Here is a 24,069-nt window from a genome sequence, read left to right as displayed (position 1 = left end):
GCAAGCCTCGCTCCTACAGGGATCGCGCCATTTACCGATGCAAGCTATCCGCCCCTGCTCGCCCTCGGCCCCATGCCCCGCTATACTCGTCGGCTTTTCCTGAATTGATGCCAATAGGGTCCCGCCGCGCATGGATAAGACCTACCAGCCGCACGCCATTGAAACTTCCTGGTACAACACCTGGGAGTCCGAGAATTACTTCGCCCCGCAAGGCGCGGGCGAGTCCTACACGATCATGATCCCGCCGCCGAACGTCACCGGCAGCCTGCACATGGGTCACGGCTTCAACAACGCGATCATGGACGCCCTGATCCGTTTCCGCCGCATGCAGGGTCGCAACACCCTGTGGCAGCCAGGCACCGACCACGCCGGTATCGCCACGCAAATGCTGGTGGAACGCCAACTCGAAGCCCAGGGCCAGAATCGTCACGACCTGGGTCGCGAGAAATTCCTCGAGAAAATCTGGGAATGGAAGGATCAGTCCGGCGGCAACATCAGCCGTCAGATCCGCCGCCTCGGCTCGTCCGTAGACTGGAGCCGCGAGCGCTTCACCATGGACGACGGCCTGTCGGAGTCCGTTAAAGAAGCCTTCGTGCGCCTGCATGAAGACGGCCTGATCTACCGCGGCAAGCGTCTCGTCAACTGGGACACCAAGTTGCACACGGCGATTTCCGACCTGGAAGTGGAAAACCACGACGAGAAAGGTTTCCTGTGGAACCTGAAGTACCCACTGGCCGATGGCGCCAAGACCGCTGAAGGCAATGATTACCTGATCGTCGCGACCACTCGCCCGGAAACCATGCTCGGCGACGCCGCCGTGGCGGTTAACCCGAACGATGAACGCTACAAAGCCCTGATCGGCAAATTTGTCGAGCTGCCGCTGGTCGGCCGCCGTATCCCGATCATCGCCGACGATTACTGCGATCCTGAATTCGGCACCGGCTGCGTGAAAATCACCCCGGCCCACGATTTCAACGACTACGAAGTCGGCAAGCGCCACAACCTGCCGCTGCTGAACATCTTCGACAAGAACGCTGCGGTCCTGCCGGCCTGCCAGGTGTTCAACCTCGACGGCACGCTGAACGAAAGCATCGACGGCAAGATCCCGGCCGAATACGCCGGTCTCGACCGTTTCGAAGCGCGCAAGCAAATCGTTGCTGCGTTCGACGCCGCCGGCCTGCTGGTCAGCGTTGACGATCACGGCCTGAAAGTCCCGAAAGGCGACCGCTCCGGCACCATCATCGAGCCGTGGCTGACCGACCAGTGGTACGTGTCGACCAAGCCGCTGGCCGAGCCTGCGATTGCTGCCGTTGAAGACGGCCGTATCCAGTTCGTGCCGAAACAGTACGAAAACATGTACTTCTCGTGGATGCGCGACATCCAGGATTGGTGCATCAGCCGTCAGCTGTGGTGGGGCCACCGGATTCCGGCCTGGTACGACGAGTCGGGCAAAGTCTACGTCGGTCGCGACGAAGCCGAAGTGCGTGCCAAGCACAACCTCGGCCCGGACGTTGCACTGCAACAGGACAACGATGTTCTGGATACCTGGTTCAGTTCGGGCTTGTGGACCTTCTCCACCCTGGGCTGGCCTGAGCAGACCGAATTCCTGAAGAAATTCCACTCCACCGACGTACTGGTGACGGGCTTCGACATCATTTTCTTCTGGGTTGCCCGGATGATCATGATGACCATGCACTTGGTGAAAAACGAAGACGGTACGCCGCAGGTTCCGTTCAAGACCGTGTACGTGCATGGCCTGGTGCGTGATGGCCAGGGCCAGAAGATGTCCAAGTCCAAGGGCAACGTCCTGGACCCGCTGGACATCATCGACGGTATCGAGCTGGAAGACCTGGTGCACAAACGCATCAACGGCCTGATGCAGCCGAAACTGGCGAAGAAGATCGAGAAGCAGACCCGCGACGAGTTCGCCGACGGCATCGCCAGCTACGGCACCGACGCCCTGCGCTTCACCTTCTGCTCGCTGGCGTCCACCGGTCGCGACATCAAGTTCGACATGGGCCGCGTCGAAGGCTATCGCAACTTCTGCAACAAGATCTGGAACGCCGCGCGTTATGTTCTGGACAAGGGTGAAGACTGCGGCCAGAACGGCGAAGCCTACGAGCTGTCCCTGGCGGATCGCTGGATCATCTCGCAGTTGCAACGCACCGAAGCCGAAGTGACCCGTCAACTCGACCAGTTCCGCTTCGACCTCGCGGCGCAAGCCTTGTACGAGTTCATCTGGAACCAGTATTGCGACTGGTACCTGGAACTCTCCAAGCCTGTGCTGTGGGACGAAAACGCCCCGGTTGAGCGCCAGCGCGGCACCCGTCGCACGCTGGTGCGGGTAATGGAAGTCGCGTTGCGCCTGGCGCACCCGTTCATGCCGTTCATCACCGAAGAAATCTGGCAGCGCATCGCGCCGCTGGCCGGTATCGAAGGCAAGACGATCATGCTGCAACCTTGGCCAGTGGCCAACGACGCACGCATCGATCAGGGCGCCGAAGATGACATCGAGTGGTTGAAGACGCTGATGCTCGGCACGCGCAACATTCGCGCCGAGATGAACATCGGTCCGGGCAAGCCGCTGAACCTGTTCTTGAAAAACGTCAGCGCCGAAGACCAGCGTCGTCTTACCGAGAACGAAGCCTTGCTGAAGAAGCTGGCCCGCCTCGAATCGATCACTGTGTTGGCTGCCGGCGAAGAAGCACCGCTGTCCGCTACCGCACTGGTGGGCGAGATGGAAGTGCTGGTGCCGATGGCTGGCCTGATCGACAAGGACGCCGAACTGGCGCGCCTGGACAAAGAAATCCTGCGTTTGCAGGGCGAAGTCCAGCGCGTCGGCGGCAAACTGTCCAACGCCGGTTTCGTTGACAAGGCCCCGGCCGAAGTCATCGACAAGGAACGCGCCAAACTGGCCGAGGCTGAACAAGCCCTGAGCAAACTGGCGGAGCAGCATGCGCGGATTGCCAGCCTGTAACGGCACATCACGATGAAAGAGGGAGGCCCGAAATGGCCTCCCTTTTTTGTGCCCGCCACTTTTTGCTATCTGTAGGAGCGAGGCTTGCCCGCGAAAGCGATCTGCCTGTCGCCATTGATGTCGGATGTGACGGCCTCTTCGCGGGCAAGCCTCGCTCCTACAGGAACGGTAACGCGGTGTGCCTGTTAAACCGTGTCGCGGCCTTCGCGGGCAAGCCTCGCTCCTACAGGAACGGTAACGCGGTGTGCCTGTTAAACCGTGTCGCGGCCTTCGCGGGCAAGCCTCGCTCCTACAGGATCCCCGCGCGACCATCGTCTGTGGGACAATGCCCCCCACTTTCAGCCATACCCGAATCGATCACACCCATGAACGCCCCCCGCACACCCCGCCCTGCGCGCAAGAAGCCTGACTCCGCCACCCCGGCCAAGGCCGTGGAACCCCGTCCGAAGGCCAGCCTGCACCCGCGCAACCGCCACCAGGGTCGTTACGACTTCCCGGAGCTGATCAAGAGCACGCCGGAACTGGCGAAGTTCGTGATCCTCAACCCGTACGGCAAGGAAAGCATCGACTTCGCCAGCCCCGACGCGGTGCGGGTGTTCAACCGGGCGCTGCTCAAGTCGTTCTACGGCGTGGCCCACTGGGACATCCCGGCTGATTACCTGTGCCCACCGGTTCCGGGGCGTGCCGACTACGTGCACTTCCTGGCGGACCTGTTGGCCAGCGTCAACGACGGCGAAATCCCGCGCGGCGCACCGGTCAAGGTGCTCGATATCGGCATGGGCGCCAACTGCGTCTATCCGTTGATCGGTTACAGCGACTACCGCTGGCACTTCCTCGGTTCGGAAATCGATCCGACCGCCGTGGCCGCCGCCAAAGCCATCGTGCAGTCCAACGGGCTGAACAAGGCTATCCAGCTGCGCCAGCAAACCAATCCCAAGCACATCCTGCTGGGCTTGCTGGAGCCGGGTGAACGTTTTGACCTGACCATGTGCAACCCGCCGTTCCACGCGTCGATGGACGAAGCCACGAAGGGAAGCGAGCGCAAATGGCGCGCCTTGGGCCGTGCCGACCCGAAACGCAAACTGCCGGTGCTGAACTTCGGCGGTCAATCGGCGGAATTGTGGTGTGAAGGTGGCGAAGCACGTTTTGTGACGCAACTGATCGCCGAGAGTGCGAGCTTCCAGCACAAAGTGCTGTGGTTCAGCACCCTGGTGTCGAAAGCCTCGAACCTGCCGGCGATCCAGACCGCGCTGAAAAAGGCTGGCGTGCTGGAAAGCCAGGTGGTGGAGATGTCCCAGGGCCAGAAGCAGAGCCGCTTCGTGGCGTGGACCTTCCAGACCAAATCCGAGCAGCAAGCGTGGCGTGAGCGCTGGGTTCGTAAGGGCTAACGCAGTTCAACTGTGGGAGCGAGCTTGCTCGCGATGGCGGCATGTCAGTCAACACTTATGCTGAATGTTATGGCCTCATCGCGAGCAAGCTCGCTCCCACATTGGTAAAGCGGTGCTGGCGGTAAATCACAGACACAAAAAAGCCGTGCCCGGATCGCTCCGGAGCACGGCTTTTTGTTACTGCGTCTTACTTGTTAACAGCGTCGGTCAGGCCTTTGGCCACAACCAGCTTGATAACTTTCTTGGCAGCGATGTCGATGGCAGCGCCAGTCGAAGGGTTACGGCCAGTACGAGCAGGACGCTCGGTCACTTTCAGTTTGCCGATACCTGGCAGAGTGATTTCGCCGCCGTTTTCCAGCTGATCGGCAACGATTTGGCCCAGTTGGTCCAGAGCGTTACGCGCGGTGGTTTTTGGCGCGTCGATAGCTTCAGCGATGTCGGCGATCAGTTGGTCTTTAGTAAGAGCCATGTAGTGTTCCTTCCCTATCAAATTCATATGGATTGCAGAGTGCAGTGTCAGCCATCGAGCCCGATCTTCTGGATCTGGCACCCTCGGCCATAACCGCGACGAGTCGGGGTTATAGATACCGAAATCAGGGTTTGGTTCGACCTGACAAATGCTGAATGCACGCTTAACGCAGTGACTTCGCGTAAGACGGGGCAAAACTAGCACAGAGACGGGGAAATATCCGCCTCTTGCTACCCATTTGGTCAGCTTTATTGCTCTAAACCGGTAAAAAACTGCATAAGGACCGTTTCGCAGCGGCGAATTACCCTTCGAGCCGCGCCAAAACCAGTGGTTGCGGTACACTTGGCACTTTTTGGGGGAGCACGCCCTCCTCTCTTCAATCAGCCGAGAAGCCCATGCCGATCCGTCATTGCATCGTCCACCTGATCGACAAAAAACCCGACGGCACGCCCGCAGTTCTTCACGCTCGCGACTCTGAACTGGCCGAGTCCACCGCCATCGAGAACATGCTCGCCGACCTCAACGAGAGCTACAACGCCAAACAAGGCAAGGCCTGGGGGTTCTTCCACGCCGAGTCCGGGGCGCATCCGTTCAGCGGCTGGCTGAAGGAATACCTCGAGGGCGGCAAGGATTTCACGGCGTTCAGCCGCGTGGCGGTGGAACACCTGCAAAAGCTGATGGAAGAGTCGAACCTGTCGGTAGGCGGCCACGTGCTGTTTGCGCACTATCAGCAAGGCATGACCGATTACCTGGCCATCGCCCTGCTGCACCACAGCGAAGGCGTTGCCGTAACCGAAGCGCTGGACGTGACCGCGTCCCGTCACCTGGATCTGGGCCAGTTGCACCTGGCGGCGCGGATCAACATCTCCGAGTGGCAGAACAACAAGCAGTCCAAGCAGTACATTTCATTCATCAAAGGCAAGAACGGGAAAAAGGTTTCGGAGTATTTCCGCGACTTCATCGGTTGCCAGGAAGGCGTCGACGGACCTGGCGAAACCCGCACCCTGCTCAAGGCCTTCAGTGATTTCGTTGAAAGCGAAGACTTGCCGGAAGAGTCCGCCCGCGAGAAAACCAAGACCCTGGTCGATTACGCCAGCAGCCAGGCCAAACTCGGCGAGCCGATGGGCCTGGAAGAACTCTCGGAGTTGATCGACGAAGAACGCCCGAAGGCTTTCTACGATCACATTCGCAACAAGGATTACGGTTTGTCCCCGGAGATTCCGGCGGATAAACGCACCCTGAACCAGTTCCGCCGCTTCACCGGGCGCGCTGAAGGGCTGTCCATCAGCTTCGAAGCACACCTGCTGGGCTCGAAGATCGAATACGACGAAGAAGCCGGCACGCTGATCATCAAGGGCTTGCCGACCCAGCTCACTGACCAGCTGAAGCGGCGCAACTGATGCTTAACGGCATCCTGAAGAAATTCCTGCTGATCCTGCTGGTGGTCGTGGTTTACCAGAACTGGGGCAAGATCGAGCGGGTGTTCAACCCTTCGCAGGTGGTGTCCGAGCAGACTCAGGCCAAGGCCAACGTCGTGCTCTACGCCACAGACTGGTGCGGCTACTGCAAGCTCACCCGGCGCTTTCTCGATCAGAAAGGCATTCCGTACAAGGAATTCGATATCGAGAAGGATGCCGAGGCGCGCAAGGCCTATGAGGCGTTGGGCGGGCGCGGGATACCGTTGATTGATGTGAACGGGACGTTGATTCGCGGGTATGACCCGGATGAGATCCTTGCCGCCCTGAAATAACCGATTGCCTCACACAAAACCCGTGTAGGAGCGAGGCTTGCCCGCGAAGGCGTCATCACTGACGCTAAAAAGCTTCGCGGGCAAGCCTCGCTCCTACAGGGTTCAGAGATCAGTGTTTTTCGATGTGAAACCCGAACCGCGGAAAGTGCACATGCACCACCCCGGCCCGTTCATCTTCACGACGCACAATCAATTCCTCGCGCCCCGCAAACACCAGCTCGCCGGCCACTGGATCACAGCCATAGTCGGTGGCCGCAATCACTACCTGCTGGCCCGCCTCAAAGCCGTTAGGCTCGCCGAACGCTTCATCCGGCAACGCAGCGGGCGTTGCATTGCGCGCGACCTCCAGCGCCTCCTCAGCCGTCATCTCGCTGAACGCGCCATGACCGAAGCCCATCACCCGACCAAACCACGCCAGAACCGCCGGATAGGCGTCAACCAACGGCGCAGTGACCGGCGTCGCTTTGAGAAACCATAAGCAATGAGCCAGGGCAAAGTCAGCAATCGACGGTTCGCCAAACAGGAAGTCGCCCTGCTCACGCTGAAGCTGTAGTTCAAGACGCCCCATGATCGTCGGCCACTGGTGCCGCGCCTGTTCCGCCGACAACTTCGTCGCGCTGCCACCACTGAACAACCCGGCACGATCAGCCATAAACGCCTTGATGGCTTCCGGCGGCAATTTGCCGAAACGCACCGCCACCGATTCCGGCTGGAATACCAGGCTGACCGCGTGCTGGAACACCACCGAATCCACCCACGCAGCAAACGTCGCGCAAATCATTTCCTGACCTTCCGGGAAAAACGCCGGCAAGGCTTTTTCCTGCTCCAGACGCCGGGCGATCAACGCGGTGTCGCAGTAGATATCCGCGCCAATCTGCAACACCGGCGTCTTGCGGTAGCCGCCCGTCAACGCCGTCAACTCGGGTTTTGGCATCACCGGCGAGATCTTCACCGAGCGCCACGACAGCCCTTTGAACCCCAGCAGCAGGCGGGCCTTTTCGGCGAAGGGGGACGTCGGGTAGTTGTGAAGAATCAGTTCTGACATGCTCGGCTCCAACCCACGGATAAGGAGCTGGCAGCTTAGCGCGCAATCGGTGAGCGGCCTACGGATCCGCCTGATGGGAACTTATCAGTCAGATTGATAAGTCAGCACCAGACACTCCTTGGCGCTTTTCTTGAGTTTTTTGATCAACCGTTCCTGGCGCAGCGCTTCACTTTTGTCGCGGCAGATTTCGGTGTAGACCAGCGCCATAGCGGGGCTGGAAAGGAAAAAACGGGCGCCTTTGCCGCTTTGGTGCTTGGCAAAGCGGCGTACCGGATCGTCGCTGATGCCGCAATACAGCGAACCATTGGCCGCGCGAACGAGGTAGACGAACCAGGGTTTGCTGGCAGGCACCGGTTCGACGGCAATGACGGAGGATTCGCTGAGGGTGTTCACGTGACGATCAAGGCTTGAAAGGAAACAAGCCGCGATCTTATCAGCGACTGGCCCGGAATGCCTTCAACCCCTTCAAGGCCTGGGCGCGAACGGCGTTGCGCACCAGTGGCGTCCAGCCCAGCAACAAGCCTTTAGTGCCCAGGGCCTGACGCGACCAGCGCCACAGATCGAAGCTGTCGTGGTGCTCGCAGATCTTGCCATCGCGAAACACGAAACGCGCCTGGATATCGTTGACCACGATATTGCCAGTCTGACTGAACAGGTACGTCGCCACCCAATGGGCGCCGCCGGTGCGGTCGTCGCTGCGCACGTTGTCGAAGGTCAGGGAGAAGTCTTTCGCGCGGGTTGTGAGCATACGCCACATGTCGCCGGCCTCCTGGCCGCGCAACTCGCCGAACGCAGGATCACTGAACACCACGTCGTCGGTGTAGCAGGCCGCCATGGCTTCGGCATCCAGTCGCTGGAAGGCCTCGTAGAAGCGGGTGATCAGGGCGTTATGGGCGTCACTCATGGGCAGGCTCCGTGCAGTCGAAAAGATTGCCTGCACGATAGTCTGCAAATGTGCGCAAGACCACCGGCATTCGTGGGCCGAATGCCAGCAGTACGGGGATTCACACTTTTTCGCTGTTCACCTGAACGTACAGCGAGCGCCCGGCACCGAGGCCGGCGATGATCGCGCCGAGGCCAATGATGCCGAAGATCCAGCCCAACGCGTTCCAGCCGCCGGTCCAGTCATGGACGATGCCGACCGCGAACGGCCCCATGGACGCCAGGGTGTAGCCGAAACCCTGGGCCATGCTCGACAGGTTGGCCGCCACATGGGAATCCCGCGAGCGCAACACGATCAGGGTCAGCGCCAGGCTGAACGTACCGCCCTGCCCTAACCCCAGGAGGATCGCCCAGCCCCACAGGCCTTCAATCGGCGCATACAGGCAACCGAACAAACCGCCGAGGGTCAGCAGCATGACGATGACGATGGCCAGGCGCTGGTCCTTGCCGCGAGTCGCCAGCCAAGGGGCGGCCAGGGAACTGGCCAACTGGACAATCACCGAACCCGACAGCACCAGTCCGGCCTGCGTCGGTGTCAGCCCACGGCCGATCAGGATCGACGGCAACCAGCCGAACACGATGTAGGCCAGGGACGATTGCAGCCCCATGTAAAGCGTCACTTGCCAGGCCAATGGATCACGCAGCAGGCCGCGAACGCGATAGGCGACGTTATGTGAACCGTGTTTCTGCCCCACTTGCGGCAGCCAGAAAATCGCCGCGACCAAGGCCGGAACCACCCAGAAGCCCAGGCCCAACGCCCAACTCTTGTCGAAATGCTCGCTCAACGGCACGGTCGCCCCCGCCGCCATCGCCGCGCCCAGGCACAGGGCCATGGTGTAGACGCCGGTCATGGTGCCGGCCTGTTTCGGGAAGTCGCGCTTGACGATCCCCGGCAGCAACACGCCAATCACGCCGATGCTGGCCCCGGCCAACACACTGCCGGCGAACAGGCCGATTTCACCGAAGGAACTGCGCAAGATGATTCCGCCGGCCAGCATCAGCAAAATCCCCAGCACCACCCGTTCGGCGCCGAAACGTCGGGCCAGGAGCGGCGCCAGCGGCGCGAACAAGCCCAGGCACAGCACCGGCAACGTGGTCAGCAAACCGGCCTCGGCCGCAGACAGACCGAGGGTCTTCGACACTTCGCTGAGCATCGGCGCCATGCTCGACAACGCCGGGCGCAGGTTCAGCGCCACCAGGATCAGCCCCAGCAGCAACAGCCACGGCCGCCGCAGAATCGGGTGGCTTTGCTGGACCTGTTCGTCATCGGCCTCGGCATCGATCAGCAGCTCTTCGAGCTCCGCCGTGCGCTTGGGTTGCGGGATGTTGCTGTGATTGGCAGACATGGATTTCTCGGTTTCAAGGTTCATTGATCAACTGCCTCGACAGGGCTTTGGCCCGTTCCGGGTCGCGTTGCTCGACGGCATCCAGCAGTTCGATATGCAGGTCGAACACCTCTTGGCGTCGGGGGGTAATGTTCAGGGATTTGCGCAGTTGCGCGCCGACGATGCTCGAGAAGTAGCGATACAACTCGCTGAGGGTCGGGTTGTGCGCGGCGTCCACCAAGCGGCGGTGAAACACCAGGTCGCAGGCGATGTAGCTGTCGAGATCGCCGTGGTAATGACTGCCGCTGACGCCCAAGGCTTCGCGCAGGGCAATGAGGTCTTCGTCAGTGCGACGCAACGCGGCCAGGCCGATGGCCTCGACTTCCAGAATATGCCGGGTTTCCCGGGCCTGTTCTGGGGTGCATTGCGACAGCGCTTTCATGGTGTCCAGCGGATCGATCACCGCCCGCAGATAACTACCGTCGCCCTGACGAATTTCGATTAACCCGGAAAACGCCAACACGCGCATGGCTTCGCGCACGGTATTGCGGCTGATGCCCAGCTCAGCGGACAGCTCAGGCTCGGTGGGCAAACGCTGGCCGACGGCCCAGACGCCTTGAGTGATGCGCAGGCGCAACTGATCCAGGGCCTGATCGACCAGGGATCGTTTAACAAGTGGAGAAATGTCTGACATAGGATTCGCCCTTTCATCCAATCATAGGATGAATTTTCCGACATGTTAGTCAGCTCCGTGTAGGACGGCAACCGCCTACGGTCAGTGAGAGGGAAATGGAGCGGGATTTTCGATTAGTCAAAATTACCCTTTAAGGGTAATTTCAGGGATAGGCTTTGGTTTCTTATGGAGAAGAACACACCCCATTACGACCTGGCGGTGATCAAGTCGGACGTGCTGCGGCTCAGGGTATCTGCATTTACGAACGCGGCAAAAACAAGCGGCAGGAGGCTGGGCTTGAGTTTTATAGAGATGCAGGAGGTCATCCTCAAGCTGCAGCGCAATATGTTGTACAAGTCGATGACCACCTATGCCAACCACCGCGTCTGGCAAGACGTCTACCACATCAATTCACATGACCTGGAGATTTACATCAAGGTGACTTACCGCCCCGGCGGTGGCCCTCCGGTAATCTCCTTCAAGGAGAAAAACCTATGAAAACCCAGCAGTGTTTCAGCTGTGGCGCCCCTGAAGGAATGACACATTTCCAAGGTCGCGGCGAAACCTTGAGTGTCAAAGGCATGGAGCGCCGGATTGATGATTTATCCGGTTGGGAATGCCAGATGTGCGGCGAAGTCGAATTTGACCCTAGCTGCGCGGAGCGTCATTCAAACGCAGGTGACGAACTGGTCATTGCTGGCAGGCAAATGATCGGCGCGGAGATGAAGCGCATCCGCCGCAAGCTGCACCTCTCACAAAAAGACGCGGTGCTGCTGTTGTCCGGTGGCGGGCACAACGCGTTTTCGCGGTATGAGCGTGGCGAGGTACTTCCGCCAAAAGCGTTGGTACTGTTGATGCGCTTGCTTGACCGGTACCCCTATCTGCTCGCTGATGCGCATGTCTTGAGTGAGGGCGCGGATCTACGGGGCTTCAGAGAAATCGTGCATAAAGAGCATGAAACGATCACCGTCTCCTGATCCCGAACGCCAGACAAAACAAACCCGGAACAGGTCCGGGTTTATTTCACTGCCTGGCATCGATCAATGCAAAATCTGGCTCAAGAACAACTTCGTCCGATCATTCTGCGGATTATCGAAGAAGTCATTCGGTGCCGCCTGTTCAACGATCTCGCCCTTGTCCATGAAGATCACGCGGTTGGCCACAGTGCGGGCGAAGCCCATTTCGTGGGTTACGCAGAGCATGGTCATGCCGTCTTCGGCCAGGCCGATCATGGTGTCCAACACCTCTTTCACCATCTCGGGGTCGAGTGCCGACGTCGGTTCATCGAACAGCATGATTTTCGGTTTCATGCACAGGGCGCGGGCAATCGCCACACGCTGTTGCTGACCGCCGGACAGTTGCCCCGGGAATTTATGCGCCTGCTCTGGAATGCGTACGCGCTCCAGGTAATGCATGGCGATTTCTTCGGCCTTGCGTTTCGGCATCTTGCGCACCCACATCGGCGCCAGGGTGCAGTTCTGCAGGATGGTCAGGTGCGGGAACAGGTTGAAGTGCTGGAACACCATGCCGACTTCCCGGCGGATCGCTTCGATCTGCTTGAGGTCGTTGGTCAGTTCCACGCCATCGACCACGATGCGGCCCTGCTGGTGTTCTTCCAGGCGGTTAAGGCAACGGATGGTGGTGGATTTGCCGGAACCCGACGGGCCGCACAGGACGATACGCTCGCCCTGCTTGACGTTCAGGTTGATGTCTTTCAACACGTGGAACTGGCCGTACCACTTGTTCACGCCCTGCATCTGAATAATGCCTTCAGGGCTCACAGGCTGTTTGATCGCTTCGCTCATCAGAAAACTCCTAACGCTTGTGGCCAGTGTCCAGCTTACGTTCCAAATGCATGGAGTAGCGGGACATACCAAAACAGAAAATCCAGAACACCAGGGCCGCGAACACATAGCCTTCAGTGGCCATGCCCAACCATTTCGGGTCGGCGGCGGCTTGCTTGACGCTGTTGAGCAGGTCGAACAGGCCGATGATGATCACCAGGCTTGTGTCCTTGAACAGCGCAATGAAGGTGTTGACGATGCCAGGGATTACCAGCTTCAAGGCTTGCGGCAGAATCACCAGGCCCATGCTGCGCCAGTAACCGAGGCCCATCGCCGCAGCCGCTTCGTACTGACCTTTGGGGATCGCTTGCAGACCGCCGCGCACCACTTCCGCCACGTAGGCTGACTGGAACAGGATCACGCCGATCAGGGCCCGCAGCAGTTTGTCGAAGTTCATGCCTTCGGGCAGGAACAACGGCAGCATCACCGAGGACATGAACAGCACCGTGATCAACGGCACGCCGCGCCAGAATTCGATGAAAGTCACGCAGACCACGCGAATCGCCGGCATGTTCGAACGACGGCCCAACGCCAGGATGATCCCCAGCGGCAACGCACCGGCGATACCGACGGTGGCGATCACCAAGGTCAGCATCAGGCCGCCCCATTGGCTGGTCGCGACGTTGGTCATGCCGAAGATCCCGCCATGCAACAGGAAGTAGGCAATGATCGGGTACGCCACCAGGAAGCTCAGCCCGTACACCGCTTTACGGTGAAAACGCGAGATGAACAACGGTGCCACGCCGATGACCGCCAACCACACGGTCAGGTCCACACGCCAGCGCAGTTCCGGCGGGTAGTAGCCGTACATGAACTGGCCGAAACGCTGCTGGATGAACACCCAGCAGGCGCCCTCCTTGGTGCAGTCGGCGCGAGTGGTGCCGACCCAGTTGGCGTCCAGGATCGCCCAATGCAGCAGCGGCGGAACCACCAGGTAGATCAGGTAAAACGCGAACAGGGTCAGCAGGGTGTTGATCCAGCTGGAGAACATGTTGGCGCGCATCCACGCCACCACACCGATACTGCTGCTCGGTGGTGGCATGTCAGGCTTGAAAGTATGAGTACTCATGCGCTTTTCCTTACCGCTCGATCAGCGCAATGCGCTTGTTGTACCAGTTCATCAGCAGGGAAATGCTGATACTGATCGCCAGGTACACGCTCATGGTGATCGCAATCACTTCGATCGCCTGCCCGGTCTGGTTCAGCACCGTACCGGCAAACAACGACACCATTTCCGGATAACCGATACCGGCCGCCAGCGAGGAGTTCTTCGCCAGGTTCAGGTATTGGCTGGTCAGTGGCGGGATGATCACGCGCAGGGCTTGCGGGATGATCACCTTGCGCAGGGTCGGACCGTTACGCAGCCCGAGGGAGCGCGCCGCTTCGGTCTGGCCGTGGCTGACCGACTTGATGCCCGAACGCACGATCTCGGCGATGAACGCCGCGGTGTACACGGTCAGGGCCAGGGTCAGCGCCAGCAGTTCCGGGATCAATACCCAGCCGCCGACGAAGTTGAAGCCTTGCAGCTTCGGCATTTCCCAGTGCAGCGGAGCACCGAAGACCAGCGCGCACAGCGCCGGGATCACCAGGAACAGCGCCAGGCCGACCCAGAACTTGTGGAACGGTACGCCGGTCGCTTCGAAACGCTTGTTGGCCCAGCGAGCCATCAGCACGATGGCGACGATGGCCACCACGACGCTGACCACGAACGCCCAGAACCCGTCCGCCATTTGCGCGGCGGGCATGTTCAGGCCACGGCTGCTGACAAAGAAGGTGTCGCCGAAGTTATGGCTGGCGCGCGGCCCCGGCATGGTCAGGAACACCGCGAAGTACCAGAACAGGATTTGCAGCAGCGGCGGAATGTTACGGAAGACTTCCACGTAAACCGTCGCCAGCTTGCTGATGATCCAGTTCGGCGACAGACGCGCCACGCCGACGATGAAGCCGAGGATGGTCGCCAGGACCACGCCGATGACAGTCACCAGCAAGGTGTTGAGCAGACCGATGACAAACACCCGGGCATACGTGTCCGATTCGGTGTAGTCGATCAAGTGTTGAGCGATGCCGAACCCGGCACTGCGATCCAGAAAACTGAAGCCGGAGGTAATGCCCCGGTGTTGCAGGTTGGTTTGCGTATTGTCGAACAGATACCAGCCCATCGCGACGACCGCGACAATCGTGATGATCTGAAATAGCCACGCACGCACTTTCGGATCGCTGAGGCTGAGCCTCTGCTTTGGTGCGCCGATTGATTTTTGCATGAAGTGCCCCGGAAATAATGGAACAGAACATCACCCGGTGGTTGGCCCACCGGGTGACAGAACCATCAGCGCACTGGTGGTGCGTATTGAATGCCGCCGTTGGTCCACAGGGCGTTCAAGCCACGGTCGATTTCCAGCGGAGTGCCCTTGCCGAGGTTTTTCTCGAAGATTTCGCCGTAGTTACCGACTTGGGAAACGATCTTGACGACCCAGTCCTTCGGCAGCTTCAGGTCTTTACCGTATTCGCCGTCAGCACCCAACATACGGGCAACGTCCGGGTTCTTGGTGGACTTGGCTTCAGCCAGAACGTTTTTCGAAGAGATACCGGCTTCTTCAGTGTTCAGCAGCGCGTAGCCAACCCAGCGAACGATCGCCAGCCACTCGTCATCGCCGTTACGCACGACTGGACCCAGTGGTTCTTTGGAGATGGTTTCCGGCAGTACCACGTAGTCTTTTGGCGAAGCCAGTTTGCTGCGCTGTGCGTACAGCTGCGACTTGTCGGAAGTCAGCACGTCGCAACGACCGGACTCCAGCGACTTGGCGCTTTCATCGGAGGTGTCGAAAGTGATCGGGGTGTATTTCAGGTTGTTGGCGCGGAAGTAGTCGGAAACGTTCAGCTCGGTGGTAGTACCGGCCTGAATGCAGATGGTTGCACCGTCCAGTTCCTTGGCACTTTTCACGCCCAGCTTGCTGTTGGCCAGGAAGCCTACGCCGTCGTAATAAGTAATGAAGCCAGGAAATTTCAGGCCCATGCCCGCGTCACGGGAACTGGTCATGGTGGTGTTACGCGAAAGAATGTCGATTTCGCCGGACTGCAGCGCGGTGAAACGCTCCTTGGCGTTCAACTGGCTGAACTTGACCTTGGTGGCGTCGCCGAATACGGCGGCTGCCACAGCGCGGCAGACGTCAGCGTCGATCCCGAGGATCTTGCCGGTGGAGTCCGGAACCGAGAAACCCGGCAGACCGTCACTCACGCCGCACTGAATGAAACCTTTTTTCTGCACTGCATCCAGGGTTGCACCCGCCTGAGCGAACCCACTGACACCGAGCACTGCGGCTGCAGTCACGATAGCCAGGGTGGATTTCAACATTTTCATTCAAACCTCCAGTTTTGCTCTTGTTGTGTCGGAGCGAGAGTCCAGTCGCACCCTTTTGAGGCGTTGTTGACCCGTGTTGGCTTTTTTTGGGGTCAACCGACGTAAGACCTTAGCTATGAGTCTAGTAGGAGAAAATCCACATCATGGACAACTCACTTCTCACCAATCGGCCGAACGGGCTGTAGCCCTTTCACGTTCGCTAAGCCCGTAACGGCCGCTGGCGAACATCCATCACCGGATTCTTTGCTATCCCGTCGTCAGCAGTACACTGATAGTGTTACCGCCAGGCGCGAGATTGGTTGCACAGCTTTCCCCATAGCAAAGCCCGTACCACACCGCTCGCTCAAGCGATTCAGCGACAGGTCAATAGCAAAACTTGTAGCCTTGCGACATCTTCTTAACTGATCAACCTGACGCGCACTCGGATCACGCACTCAATGAGAGCGCACGCACACATTTGGAGCAGACAATGACCCAGCCCTTGATTCTTCAGCCCGTCAAGCCCGTAGACGCCTGCGTCATCTGGCTGCACGGCCTGGGCGCCGATCGCTTCGACTTTCTCCCGGTGGCCGAAGCGCTACAGGAAAGCTTGCTGACCACTCGCTTCGTTCTGCCCCAGGCACCGACCCGTGCCGTCACCATTAATGGTGGCTACGAGATGCCGAGCTGGTACGACATATTGGCCATGAACCCGGCACGCGCCATCAGCCGCGAGCAGCTGGACGAGTCGGCCAAAATGGTTATCGAGCTGATCGAAGAGCAGAAGGCCAGCGGAATAGACGCCTCGCGCATCTTCCTGGCCGGTTTCTCCCAGGGCGGCGCCGTGGTGCTGCACAGTGCTTTCCTGAACTGGCAGGGACCGCTGGGTGGCGTACTTGCCCTGTCGACTTATGCCCCGACGTTCAGCGATGAACTGGAGCTTTCCGCCAGCCAGCAACGCATTCCTGTGTTGTGCCTGCACGGCCAATACGATGACGTTGTGCAAAACGCCATGGGCCGTAGCGCTTTTGAGCATTTAAAGCAGCGTGGTGTCACCGTGACATGGCAGGAATACCCAATGGGCCACGAAGTGTTACCCGAAGAAATTCGCGATATTGGCACCTGGCTCGCCGAGCGCCTGCGTTAACTCTTTATATGAAAAGAACGTCCTTTAGCCTCCTTTGATCATCCCGCTACGCCGCGCCCGATTCTTGCATTACACTGGCCGGCGTACATTCCTTAACCAATTGATGAGATGACCGTGCTCAAAGCACTCAAAAAAATGTTCGGTAAAAGCGAGACTGAGCAGCTCGCGCCAGTCGCCAGCGCTCCGTCTCACACCCCCAGCCACCGCACCGACGGTCGTCAGCCTGGCCGGACCGCAGCCGCAGCGGCACCGAAACAAGAGCCCGTGACCACACCGGCCGCCCTACCTGTCGAGGCAATCGCTGCCGAACAACCGCTCAGCGAAACCCCGAAACCTGCAAAACCGCGTCGCGAACCGAAGCCAAAGGCCCCGGTTATTCCCTGGAAACTCGAAGACTTCGCCGTCGAGCCCCTGGAAGGCAAAACCCGCTTCCACGATTTCAAGCTTGCCCCTGAACTGATGCACGCCATTCAGGACCTGGGCTTTCCGTATTGCACGCCGATCCAGGCGCAAGTCCTCGGTTTCACCCTGGCCGGCAAAGATGCCATCGGTCGCGCCCAGACCGGCACCGGTAAAACCGCCGCGTTCCTGATTTCGATCATCACCCAGTTGCTGGAAACCCCGCCGCCCAAAGAACGCTACATGGGTGAACCGCGGGCGCTGATCATCGCGCCGACCCGCGAACTGGTGGTGCAGATCGCCAAGGACGCCGCCGACCTGACCAAGTACACCGGCCTCAACGTCATGACGTTTGTCGGCGGCATGGACTTCGACAAGCAGCTCAAGCACCTCGAAGCCCGTCACTGCGACATCCTCGTCGCCACCCCGGGCCGTCTGCTGGACTTCAACCAGCGCGGCGACGTGCATCTGGACATGGTCGAAGTCATGGTCCTGGACGAAGCCGACCGCATGCTCGATATGGGTTTCATCCCACAAGTACGTCAGATCATTCGCCAGACGCCGCCGAAGAACGAGCGTCAGACGCTGCTGTTCTCCGCGACCTTCACCGAAGACGTGATGAACCTGGCTAAGCAGTGGACCACCGACCCGTCGATCGTCGAGATCGAGTCGCAGAACGTGGCCAGCGAAAACGTTGAGCAACACATCTACGCCGTGGCCGGTGCCGACAAATACAAACTGCTCTACAACCTGGTCAACGACAACGGTTGGGAGCGGGTGATGGTGTTCGCCAACCGCAAGGATGAAGTGCGACGCATCGAAGAACGCCTGGTGCGCGATGGCGTCAACGCCGCGCAGCTGTCTGGCGACGTGCCGCAGCACAAGCGCATCAAAACCCTGGAAGGTTTTCGCGAAGGCAAGATTCGCGTGCTGGTGGCCACCGATGTTGCCGGTCGCGGCATTCACATCGACGGCATCAGCCACGTGATCAACTTCACCCTGCCGGAAGTGCCGGACGACTACGTGCATCGCATCGGTCGGACTGGCCGTGCGGGTGCCGATGGCGTATCCATCAGCTTCGCCGGTGAAGATGACTCCTACCAGTTGCCGTCCATCGAGGCGTTGCTGGGTAAAAAAATCAGCTGTGAAACGCCACCGACGCATCTGTTGCGGGCGGTTGAGCGCAAGCGCCCGTAACGAAGGCGCGTTAAAAAGAGGCGCAGCCGGCAACGGACTGCGCTTTTTTTTCGTCTGGTTTTTTCAACGGGAGCTTGCTCGACAAAACTAAAAGTCCATAATGGACAAATTAGTTTACTTCCAGCGCCCGGAGCCGACCATGTCCAGTACGCCCTATGTGATCAATCAACTTCAGGCCCGCGAGCTATTGGCACAGGTCGATGTGCCGCAGATCCTGCGCAAGCTGTTCCGTGACCTGGCCGCCGGGCAAGCCGTGCAACCGGCGCAGCAACTGGTGGAATTTCCCCAGGGTGCCGGCGACTTCATCAATTACCTGGGTGTACTGGCCGAAGATGGCGTTTACGGGGTCAAGACGTCGCCTTACATCGTGCGCGAGCAAGGTCCGCTGGTCACGGCGTGGACGTTGTTGATGTCGATGCAAACCGGCCAGCCACTGTTGCTCTGCGATGCCGGCGAGTTGACCACCGCCCGCACCGCCGCGACCACCGCCGTGGCAGTCGATGCCCTCGCCCCGCTGAACGCCACGCGCCTGGCGATTATCGGCAGCGGCAAGGTCGCCCAAGCGCACGTGCACTACGTCAAGGCCTTGCGGGACTGGCAGAGCATCAGCCTGTACTCGCCGGGCTTGAGCGAACTGAATGCCGACGCCCGGGCACAGCTGCAAAGCCTCGACCCACGGCTGACCCTCGTCGACAGTCGCGAAGCAGCGATTCAGGACGCTGACGTGATCATGCTCTGCACCTCGTCCGCCGGCCCGGTGATTGATCCGGCCACCCTGAGCCGACCTGCGCTGATCACCTCGATCAGCACCAACGCGCCACGGGCCCACGAAGTACCGCCCCAGCGCCTCAACGACATGCAGGTGTTCTGCGACTATCGTCAGACCACCCCGGGCTCGGCAGGCGAAATGCTGATCGCTGGCGAACAACATGGCTGGGACAAGAGCGCGATTGTCGGTGACCTGCCCGACCTGCTGAGCGGCAAGGTGCCGCGTCCTGGCTACGACCGCCACGTATTCTTCCGCTCCATTGGCCTGGGCCTGGAAGACATTGCGCTGGCGAATGCCCTCTACCACCTCCAGCACTAACCCCACGAACCTGTAGGAGCAAGGCTTGCCCGCGATGCAGACGCCCCTGTCTGTCTGAAAAACCGCGGTGATGTCATCGCGGGCAAGCCTTGCTCCTACAAGGGAACATTATTTACGCCCCCACAGGAGACGTTCATGAGCCAGGCAGACTTCATCATCATCGGCGGCGGGATTGCCGGCGCTTCCACCGGTTACTGGCTGTCGCAACACGGGCGCGTCATCGTGCTGGAACGCGAAACCCATCCGGCCTATCACTCCACCGGACGTTCGGCGGCGCTGTACACCGCCGCTTATGGCACGCCACAGGTTCGGGCATTGACCCAGGCCAGCCGTGACTTCTTCGACGCCCCGCCCACCGGTTTCTGCGATCACCCGCTGCTGACCCCGCGCGGCGAGATGACCGTGGATTTCACCGGTGACCCGGACGAACTGAACAACCAATACCTGAGCGCCAAGGCCACGGTGCCGCAGATGCAACTGCTCAGCGCCGAAGAAGCCTGCGCACGCCTGCCGATCCTGCGTCGGGAAAAAGTCCATGGAGCGATCTACGATCCAACCGCTTGCGACATCGACACCGACGCCTTGCATCAAGGTTACCTGCGCGGCATCAAGCGCAATAAAGGCGAAGTCCATACCGACAACGAAGTGCTGGGCCTGGCCCGCGACGCCGACGGTTTGTGGCACGTACAAACCAACGGCCAGACCTTCAGCGCGCCGATCATCATCAACGCCGCTGGCGCCTGGGCTGACAAGATCGGCGAACTGGCCGGTGCCGCGCCCGTGGGCCTGCAACCCAAACGCCGGGCGGCGTTCATCTTCGCCGGCCCTGAAGGCGTGGACATCCACCACTGGCCGATGCTGGTAGCCCTCGACGAGTGCTTCTATATGAAGCCCGACGCCGGCATGTTCCTTGGCTCCCCCGCCAACGCCGACCCGGTGGAACCCCACGACGTGCAAGCCGAAGAACTGGACATCGCCATGGGCATTTACCAGATCGAAGAAGCCACCACCCTGACCATCCGCCGCCCGACCCGCACTTGGGCCGGTTTGCGCAGTTTCGTGCCCGACGGTGATTTGCTGGCCGGTTTCGATACGAAGGTGCCGGGGCTGTTCTGGGTCGCGGCGCAAGGTGGCTACGGCATCCAGACGTCACCAGCCATGGGTCAGGCCAGCGCTGCGCTGGTGCGCGGTGAAGCCTTGCCTGAACAACTGAGCCGTTTCGGCCTGGACGCCGCGATGCTCTCCCCGGCGCGCCTGGGTTGAGCGGCGACTTGGGTGACGTGTCGCCAGGATTGCGGCAAACTTCCAGCGCCCTGTTTGATGGGGCGCTGACGTTGCCTGGAGCTCCTTGTATGAATGCACCTGAAAAAGACCCGGCCCTGGATAATTTCCGAGCGATCGCCGACGCCATCGCCACGCTGTTCTTTCCTCACGCCGAGGTGGTGCTGCACGATCTGCGCACGCAGAAAGTCGATTACATCGCCAATAACCTGTCGAAGCGGGAAATCGGGGATGACTCGGCGCTGGAGGACATGCTCAGCGAAGAGGTCAGCGAACGAAACATCGGGCCGTACGAAAAGCTCAACTGGGATGGTCAGAAGATTCGCAGCCTCAGCAGCGTACTGCGCGACAGAGACGGCCATCCGCTGGCGGTGCTGTGCATCAACCTGAATATTTCGCTGTTCGAAAATGCCAAGGCTGCGCTGGATCTGTTCCTGTCGCCGACCAAGTTGATCCCGCAACCGGACTCACTGTTCCGCGATGACTGGCAGGAACGGATCAACACCTTCCTGCACGCCTGGCTGCGGGAACGTCAGTTGAGCCTGAATGTGCTGACCCGCGACCACAAACGCGAACTGGTGTTGGCGCTGCACGCCGAAGGCGCGTTCAAAGGCAAAAGCGCCTCCAACTACGTGGCGAATGTGCTGAACATGGGGCGGGCGACGGTGTACAAGCATTTGAAGGAATTGAAGGGTTAGGCCCTGAGCGATGTGTTGTTTGATCGGGCCTCTTCGCGGGCAAGCCTCGCTCCTACAGGTTTTGTGTTGTTCGCCCATCGCGTGAACAACATTGAAACTGTAGGAGCGAGGCTTGCCCGCGAAGGCGATCTGTCAGTCGCCGTAAATATCAGATTTGAAATACTTGTCGGAAATCTTCTGATATTCGCCATTCGCGCGAATGCCATCGATGGCCGTGTTCAGTTCGCTGACCAATTCGGCATTACCCTTGCGCACCGCAATCCCGGCGCCCTCACCCACGTATTTCGGATCCTTGAGCTCCGGCCCGACAAACGCGTAGCCTTTGCCACGGGGCATCGACAGGAAGTCGTTCAGCGGAATGGTGTCGGCAAAAATCGCATCGAGACGACCCGCGGCCAGGTCCATGTAGATCTCTTCGTTGTTGCCGTAGCGTTTGACGTTAATGCCCTTCGGTTCAAACACCTCGGTGGCGTAACGGTCAGTGGTGGTGGCGCGCTGCACGCCAATGGTCTTGCCCTTGAGGCTGGCGTACTGGTCATCCACCACCGCGCCCTCCTTCATCACCAGGCGCGATGAAGTGAAGTAGTACTTGTGGGTGAAGTCCACCGACTTTTTGCGGTCTTCGTTGATGGTCATGGACGACAGCGCCATGTCGATTTTCTTCACTTTCAGGGAAGGAATCAGACCGTCGAATTCACCTTCGACCCAGATGCACTTGACCTTCATCTGCGCGCACAGGGCATTGCCGATGTCGTAGTCGAAACCGACGATCTCGCCCTTGTCGGTCTTGGAGGCGAACGGCGGATACGCCGCTTCGATGCCGATGCGCAGGGTTTTCTCGGCGGCGAACACGCTGCTGCACGCCAACAGACTCAGGGCCAGACCGGTGATGAGGGGGTATTTCTTCATGTTCGTTTTCTCGCGGTTGTTGTTGGTTTGGCAAGACAGAAGAAAAAGCTGAAACGGGGGGGAACGCCTTTTTTGTACTTATAATTCCATACTGGACTTTTATGTATAAATCGTCAATCGCGCGCGAGAAGATCGTCCGGGCCTCTGGTCGGGTGATGAATCAGGGGGGTTTTTGGGGTTGCGGATGGCCTCTTCGCGGGCAAGCCTCGCTCCTACAGGGTTAGTGTCGTCCACAAAATTTGTGATCGACAACAACCTGTAGGAGCGAGGCTTGCCCGCGAAGGCGTACTTGAGGGCGCTACAAAATCACCGCTTCCAACGATCCACCGCCACATGATCACTGTCCCGCCCTTCTACCCAACGCGGCCCATCACTGGTGTTTTCTTTCTTCCAGAACGGCGCGCGGGTTTTGAGGTAGTCCATGACAAAGGCACAGGCATCGAACGCAGCCTGGCGGTGGGCGCTGGCGGCGCCGACGAAGACGATCGGCTCACCCGGTTCCAGGGCGCCGATGCGGTGCAGCACTTCGAGCTTGAGCAGTGGCCAGCGCTGTTCGGCCTCGGTGGCAATCTTGCCCAGGGCCTTTTCGGTCATGCCCGGATAGTGCTCGAGAAACATCCCCGCCACGTCGAGCCCGTCATTGAAGTCGCGCACATAACCGACAAAACTCACCACCGCCCCAACGCCGACATTGGCAGCATGCATGGCGTTGACTTCAGCGCCCGGATCAAACGCCGTGGACTGCACGCGAATCGCCATGATCAGCCCCCGGTCACGGTCGGAAAGAACGCCACTTCATCGCCGTCGCTCACCGGTTCGTCGAGCTGGCAAAGGTCTTCGTTGCGGGCGCACATCAGGTTTTGTTCGCTTAGCACTTCGGCGTCATCACGTTGGGCCAGCAGCGCCCGCACGTCATCCACCGTGGCGAAATCGCCTTCTACCTTGATCGAGTCCACGCCCAGCGCTTCGCGGTAACGGGCGAAAAACTTCACCGTAACGTTCATGACGGATCCGCCTGGAAATGCCCGCTCTTGCCGCCGAGTTTCTCCAGCAGCCGCACGCTTTCGATGGTCATGCCCCGGTCCACAGCCTTGCACATGTCATAGATGGTCAGTGCCGCGACGCTGGCGGCGGTCAGTGCTTCCATCTCGACGCCGGTCTGCCCGGACAACTTGCAACGCGCGACGATGCGCACGGTGTCGTCGCCTTCGGCACTGAGTTCGACCTTGACGCCAGTGAGCATCAGCGGATGGCACAGGGGAATCAGATCGCTGGTTTTCTTCGCTGCCTGAATGCCGGCAATGCGCGCCACGGCGAACACATCACCTTTTGGGTGACCACCGCTGACGATCATTTGCAGGGTTTCGGGCTGCATACGCACCAGCGCTTGGGCGGTCGCTTCACGGAACGTCACGGCTTTTTCGGTGACGTCGACCATGTTGGCGCGACCTTGGGAATCGAGATGAGTCAGCACAGGGTTACTCCTGATCAGGAGCGTCGATTGTAAACCTGCGGGTCAAATTTTCGCACGTTTGATTATCCAATCACCCCAATCCCTGTAGGAGCGAGGCTTGCCCGCGAAGGCGGTATGTCAGTCGCGT

At 59.7% G+C, this 24,069-nt stretch carries 25 protein-coding genes; 11 read left to right on the top strand and 14 right to left on the bottom strand.

The window, feature by feature from the left end:
• Nucleotides 1–130 precede the first annotated feature (130 nt).
• Nucleotides 131–2,977, top strand: coding sequence for a valine--tRNA ligase (locus tag BK667_RS05375; protein WP_123597005.1), 2,847 nt, complete (start codon nucleotides 131–133; stop codon nucleotides 2,975–2,977).
• 365 nt (nucleotides 2,978–3,342) lie between these two features.
• Entirely contained in the window at nucleotides 3,343–4,365 is a 1,023-nt protein-coding gene (gene rlmF, locus BK667_RS05365; protein ID WP_123507857.1) for a 23S rRNA (adenine(1618)-N(6))-methyltransferase RlmF, read from the top strand.
• A gap of 187 nt (nucleotides 4,366–4,552) precedes the next feature.
• On the opposite strand, the gene BK667_RS05360 is transcribed toward rlmF, so the two are convergent.
• Entirely contained in the window at nucleotides 4,553–4,834 is a 282-nt protein-coding gene (locus BK667_RS05360; RefSeq protein ID WP_123507855.1) for an HU family DNA-binding protein, read from the bottom strand.
• A 395-nt stretch (nucleotides 4,835–5,229) separates the two neighbouring features.
• Here BK667_RS05360 and yejK point away from each other — a divergent pair, with 395 nt between their 5' ends.
• Nucleotides 5,230–6,234 carry a nucleoid-associated protein YejK gene (gene yejK / locus BK667_RS05355; protein ID WP_123507853.1) on the top strand — a complete coding sequence of 335 codons (1,005 nt, stop codon included), beginning with the start codon at nucleotides 5,230–5,232 and terminating at the stop codon, nucleotides 6,232–6,234.
• On the top strand, nucleotides 6,234–6,584 hold the full coding sequence (locus BK667_RS05350; RefSeq protein ID WP_123507851.1) for a glutaredoxin family protein: 351 nt from the start codon (nucleotides 6,234–6,236) through the stop codon (nucleotides 6,582–6,584). Before yejK ends, BK667_RS05350 begins: the two co-directional genes overlap by 1 nt.
• 109 nt (nucleotides 6,585–6,693) lie before the next feature.
• Here the strand turns inward: BK667_RS05350 and BK667_RS05345 are convergent, their stop codons facing one another.
• The 5 genes from BK667_RS05345 to BK667_RS05325 all read right to left on the bottom strand — a co-directional run bounded on the left by BK667_RS05345 (nucleotide 6,694) and on the right by BK667_RS05325 (nucleotide 10,590).
• Nucleotides 6,694–7,629 (bottom strand): glutathione S-transferase family protein, encoded by a 936-nt coding sequence (locus tag BK667_RS05345; RefSeq protein ID WP_123597004.1) that lies wholly within the window; start codon nucleotides 7,627–7,629, stop codon nucleotides 6,694–6,696.
• A gap of 84 nt (nucleotides 7,630–7,713) precedes the next feature.
• Complete coding sequence (locus BK667_RS05340) at nucleotides 7,714–8,022, bottom strand: GIY-YIG nuclease family protein (protein WP_123405524.1); 309 nt, start codon at nucleotides 8,020–8,022, stop codon at nucleotides 7,714–7,716.
• Between the two features lie 40 nt (nucleotides 8,023–8,062).
• A complete protein-coding gene (locus BK667_RS05335; RefSeq protein ID WP_123597003.1) occupies nucleotides 8,063–8,533 on the bottom strand; it encodes a nuclear transport factor 2 family protein in 471 nt (156 codons plus the stop codon).
• Between the two features lie 100 nt (nucleotides 8,534–8,633).
• On the bottom strand, nucleotides 8,634–9,941 hold the full coding sequence (locus BK667_RS05330; protein WP_123597002.1) for a CynX/NimT family MFS transporter: 1,308 nt from the start codon (nucleotides 9,939–9,941) through the stop codon (nucleotides 8,634–8,636).
• Nucleotides 9,931–10,590: a FadR/GntR family transcriptional regulator gene (locus BK667_RS05325; RefSeq protein WP_123597001.1), complete on the bottom strand. Its 660-nt coding sequence runs from the start codon at nucleotides 10,588–10,590 to the stop codon at nucleotides 9,931–9,933. The genes BK667_RS05330 and BK667_RS05325 overlap by 11 nt, the downstream gene beginning before the upstream one ends.
• A 165-nt stretch (nucleotides 10,591–10,755) precedes the next feature.
• Here BK667_RS05325 and BK667_RS05320 point away from each other — a divergent pair, with 165 nt between their 5' ends.
• A complete protein-coding gene (locus BK667_RS05320) occupies nucleotides 10,756–11,067 on the top strand; it encodes a type II toxin-antitoxin system MqsR family toxin (protein ID WP_123597000.1) in 312 nt (103 codons plus the stop codon).
• Nucleotides 11,064–11,546, top strand: a complete 483-nt coding sequence (locus BK667_RS05315; protein WP_123596999.1) for a type II toxin-antitoxin system MqsA family antitoxin — start codon at nucleotides 11,064–11,066, stop codon at nucleotides 11,544–11,546. The genes BK667_RS05320 and BK667_RS05315 overlap by 4 nt, the downstream gene beginning before the upstream one ends.
• 63 nt (nucleotides 11,547–11,609) lie before the next feature.
• On the opposite strand, the gene BK667_RS05310 is transcribed toward BK667_RS05315, so the two are convergent.
• From BK667_RS05310 to BK667_RS05295, 4 genes are all read right to left on the bottom strand, one after another.
• A complete protein-coding gene (locus tag BK667_RS05310; protein ID WP_003171943.1) occupies nucleotides 11,610–12,374 on the bottom strand; it encodes an amino acid ABC transporter ATP-binding protein in 765 nt (254 codons plus the stop codon).
• A 10-nt stretch (nucleotides 12,375–12,384) separates the two neighbouring features.
• Nucleotides 12,385–13,482: an amino acid ABC transporter permease gene (locus tag BK667_RS05305; protein WP_123507837.1), complete on the bottom strand. Its 1,098-nt coding sequence runs from the start codon at nucleotides 13,480–13,482 to the stop codon at nucleotides 12,385–12,387.
• Between the two features lie 10 nt (nucleotides 13,483–13,492).
• A complete protein-coding gene (locus BK667_RS05300) occupies nucleotides 13,493–14,674 on the bottom strand; it encodes an amino acid ABC transporter permease (protein WP_123507835.1) in 1,182 nt (393 codons plus the stop codon).
• A gap of 65 nt (nucleotides 14,675–14,739) precedes the next feature.
• Entirely contained in the window at nucleotides 14,740–15,771 is a 1,032-nt protein-coding gene (locus tag BK667_RS05295; protein ID WP_054049693.1) for an amino acid ABC transporter substrate-binding protein, read from the bottom strand.
• Nucleotides 15,772–16,240: 469 nt separating this feature from the next.
• Here BK667_RS05295 and BK667_RS05290 point away from each other — a divergent pair, with 469 nt between their 5' ends.
• The 5 genes from BK667_RS05290 (at nucleotide 16,241) to BK667_RS05270 (ending at nucleotide 21,559) form a co-directional block, all read left to right on the top strand.
• The gene (locus BK667_RS05290) at nucleotides 16,241–16,897 is read left to right on the top strand and encodes an alpha/beta hydrolase (RefSeq protein WP_123507833.1); all 657 of its coding nucleotides are present in this window, start codon (nucleotides 16,241–16,243) and stop codon (nucleotides 16,895–16,897) included.
• A gap of 108 nt (nucleotides 16,898–17,005) precedes the next feature.
• Nucleotides 17,006–18,493 (top strand): ATP-dependent RNA helicase RhlB, encoded by a 1,488-nt coding sequence (gene rhlB, locus BK667_RS05285; RefSeq protein ID WP_123596998.1) that lies wholly within the window; start codon nucleotides 17,006–17,008, stop codon nucleotides 18,491–18,493.
• A 139-nt stretch (nucleotides 18,494–18,632) separates the two neighbouring features.
• The gene (locus BK667_RS05280; RefSeq protein ID WP_123596997.1) at nucleotides 18,633–19,580 is read left to right on the top strand and encodes an ornithine cyclodeaminase family protein; all 948 of its coding nucleotides are present in this window, start codon (nucleotides 18,633–18,635) and stop codon (nucleotides 19,578–19,580) included.
• A gap of 135 nt (nucleotides 19,581–19,715) precedes the next feature.
• Nucleotides 19,716–20,843 carry an NAD(P)/FAD-dependent oxidoreductase gene (locus tag BK667_RS05275; protein WP_123596996.1) on the top strand — a complete coding sequence of 376 codons (1,128 nt, stop codon included), beginning with the start codon at nucleotides 19,716–19,718 and terminating at the stop codon, nucleotides 20,841–20,843.
• Nucleotides 20,844–20,932: 89 nt separating this feature from the next.
• Nucleotides 20,933–21,559: a helix-turn-helix transcriptional regulator gene (locus BK667_RS05270; RefSeq protein WP_123507825.1), complete on the top strand. Its 627-nt coding sequence runs from the start codon at nucleotides 20,933–20,935 to the stop codon at nucleotides 21,557–21,559.
• Between the two features lie 132 nt (nucleotides 21,560–21,691).
• Here the strand turns inward: BK667_RS05270 and aotJ are convergent, their stop codons facing one another.
• From aotJ to moaC, 4 genes are all read right to left on the bottom strand, one after another.
• Nucleotides 21,692–22,468, bottom strand: a complete 777-nt coding sequence (gene aotJ, locus BK667_RS05265) for an L-arginine-binding protein AotJ (RefSeq protein ID WP_123507823.1) — start codon at nucleotides 22,466–22,468, stop codon at nucleotides 21,692–21,694.
• 306 nt (nucleotides 22,469–22,774) lie between these two features.
• Nucleotides 22,775–23,227, bottom strand: a complete 453-nt coding sequence (gene moaE / locus BK667_RS05260; protein WP_123596995.1) for a molybdopterin synthase catalytic subunit MoaE — start codon at nucleotides 23,225–23,227, stop codon at nucleotides 22,775–22,777.
• Nucleotides 23,228–23,229: 2 nt separating this feature from the next.
• Nucleotides 23,230–23,472, bottom strand: a complete 243-nt coding sequence (gene moaD, locus BK667_RS05255) for a molybdopterin converting factor subunit 1 (protein ID WP_123596994.1) — start codon at nucleotides 23,470–23,472, stop codon at nucleotides 23,230–23,232.
• Entirely contained in the window at nucleotides 23,469–23,942 is a 474-nt protein-coding gene (moaC, locus tag BK667_RS05250; protein ID WP_123507817.1) for a cyclic pyranopterin monophosphate synthase MoaC, read from the bottom strand. The genes moaD and moaC overlap by 4 nt, the downstream gene beginning before the upstream one ends.
• Between the last annotated feature and the right edge of the window lie 127 nt (nucleotides 23,943–24,069).

Origin of the sequence: Pseudomonas frederiksbergensis, assembly GCF_003732705.1 — a bacterium.
GTDB classification, from domain to species: Bacteria; Pseudomonadota; Gammaproteobacteria; order Pseudomonadales; family Pseudomonadaceae; genus Aquipseudomonas; species Aquipseudomonas frederiksbergensis_F.
Note: the sequence above shows the minus strand (reverse complement) of the source record. Positions and strands in the feature narration are given on the sequence as shown.

Coding starts and splice junctions, on each gene's coding strand:
- BK667_RS05375 (WP_123597005.1), top strand. CDS start 131: ATGGATAAGACCTACCAGCCGCACGCCATTGAAACTTCCTGGTACAAC.
- rlmF (WP_123507857.1), top strand. CDS start 3,343: ATGAACGCCCCCCGCACACCCCGCCCTGCGCGCAAGAAGCCTGACTCC.
- BK667_RS05360 (WP_123507855.1), bottom strand. CDS start 4,834: ATGGCTCTTACTAAAGACCAACTGATCGCCGACATCGCTGAAGCTATC.
- yejK (WP_123507853.1), top strand. CDS start 5,230: ATGCCGATCCGTCATTGCATCGTCCACCTGATCGACAAAAAACCCGAC.
- BK667_RS05350 (WP_123507851.1), top strand. CDS start 6,234: ATGCTTAACGGCATCCTGAAGAAATTCCTGCTGATCCTGCTGGTGGTC.
- BK667_RS05345 (WP_123597004.1), bottom strand. CDS start 7,629: ATGTCAGAACTGATTCTTCACAACTACCCGACGTCCCCCTTCGCCGAA.
- BK667_RS05335 (WP_123597003.1), bottom strand. CDS start 8,533: ATGAGTGACGCCCATAACGCCCTGATCACCCGCTTCTACGAGGCCTTC.
- BK667_RS05330 (WP_123597002.1), bottom strand. CDS start 9,941: ATGAACCTTGAAACCGAGAAATCCATGTCTGCCAATCACAGCAACATC.
- BK667_RS05325 (WP_123597001.1), bottom strand. CDS start 10,590: ATGTCAGACATTTCTCCACTTGTTAAACGATCCCTGGTCGATCAGGCC.
- BK667_RS05320 (WP_123597000.1), top strand. CDS start 10,756: ATGGAGAAGAACACACCCCATTACGACCTGGCGGTGATCAAGTCGGAC.
- BK667_RS05315 (WP_123596999.1), top strand. CDS start 11,064: ATGAAAACCCAGCAGTGTTTCAGCTGTGGCGCCCCTGAAGGAATGACA.
- BK667_RS05310 (WP_003171943.1), bottom strand. CDS start 12,374: ATGAGCGAAGCGATCAAACAGCCTGTGAGCCCTGAAGGCATTATTCAG.
- BK667_RS05305 (WP_123507837.1), bottom strand. CDS start 13,482: ATGAGTACTCATACTTTCAAGCCTGACATGCCACCACCGAGCAGCAGT.
- BK667_RS05300 (WP_123507835.1), bottom strand. CDS start 14,674: ATGCAAAAATCAATCGGCGCACCAAAGCAGAGGCTCAGCCTCAGCGAT.
- BK667_RS05295 (WP_054049693.1), bottom strand. CDS start 15,771: ATGAAAATGTTGAAATCCACCCTGGCTATCGTGACTGCAGCCGCAGTG.
- BK667_RS05290 (WP_123507833.1), top strand. CDS start 16,241: ATGACCCAGCCCTTGATTCTTCAGCCCGTCAAGCCCGTAGACGCCTGC.
- rhlB (WP_123596998.1), top strand. CDS start 17,006: ATGACCGTGCTCAAAGCACTCAAAAAAATGTTCGGTAAAAGCGAGACT.
- BK667_RS05280 (WP_123596997.1), top strand. CDS start 18,633: ATGTCCAGTACGCCCTATGTGATCAATCAACTTCAGGCCCGCGAGCTA.
- BK667_RS05275 (WP_123596996.1), top strand. CDS start 19,716: ATGAGCCAGGCAGACTTCATCATCATCGGCGGCGGGATTGCCGGCGCT.
- BK667_RS05270 (WP_123507825.1), top strand. CDS start 20,933: ATGAATGCACCTGAAAAAGACCCGGCCCTGGATAATTTCCGAGCGATC.
- aotJ (WP_123507823.1), bottom strand. CDS start 22,468: ATGAAGAAATACCCCCTCATCACCGGTCTGGCCCTGAGTCTGTTGGCG.
- moaE (WP_123596995.1), bottom strand. CDS start 23,227: ATGGCGATTCGCGTGCAGTCCACGGCGTTTGATCCGGGCGCTGAAGTC.
- moaD (WP_123596994.1), bottom strand. CDS start 23,472: ATGAACGTTACGGTGAAGTTTTTCGCCCGTTACCGCGAAGCGCTGGGC.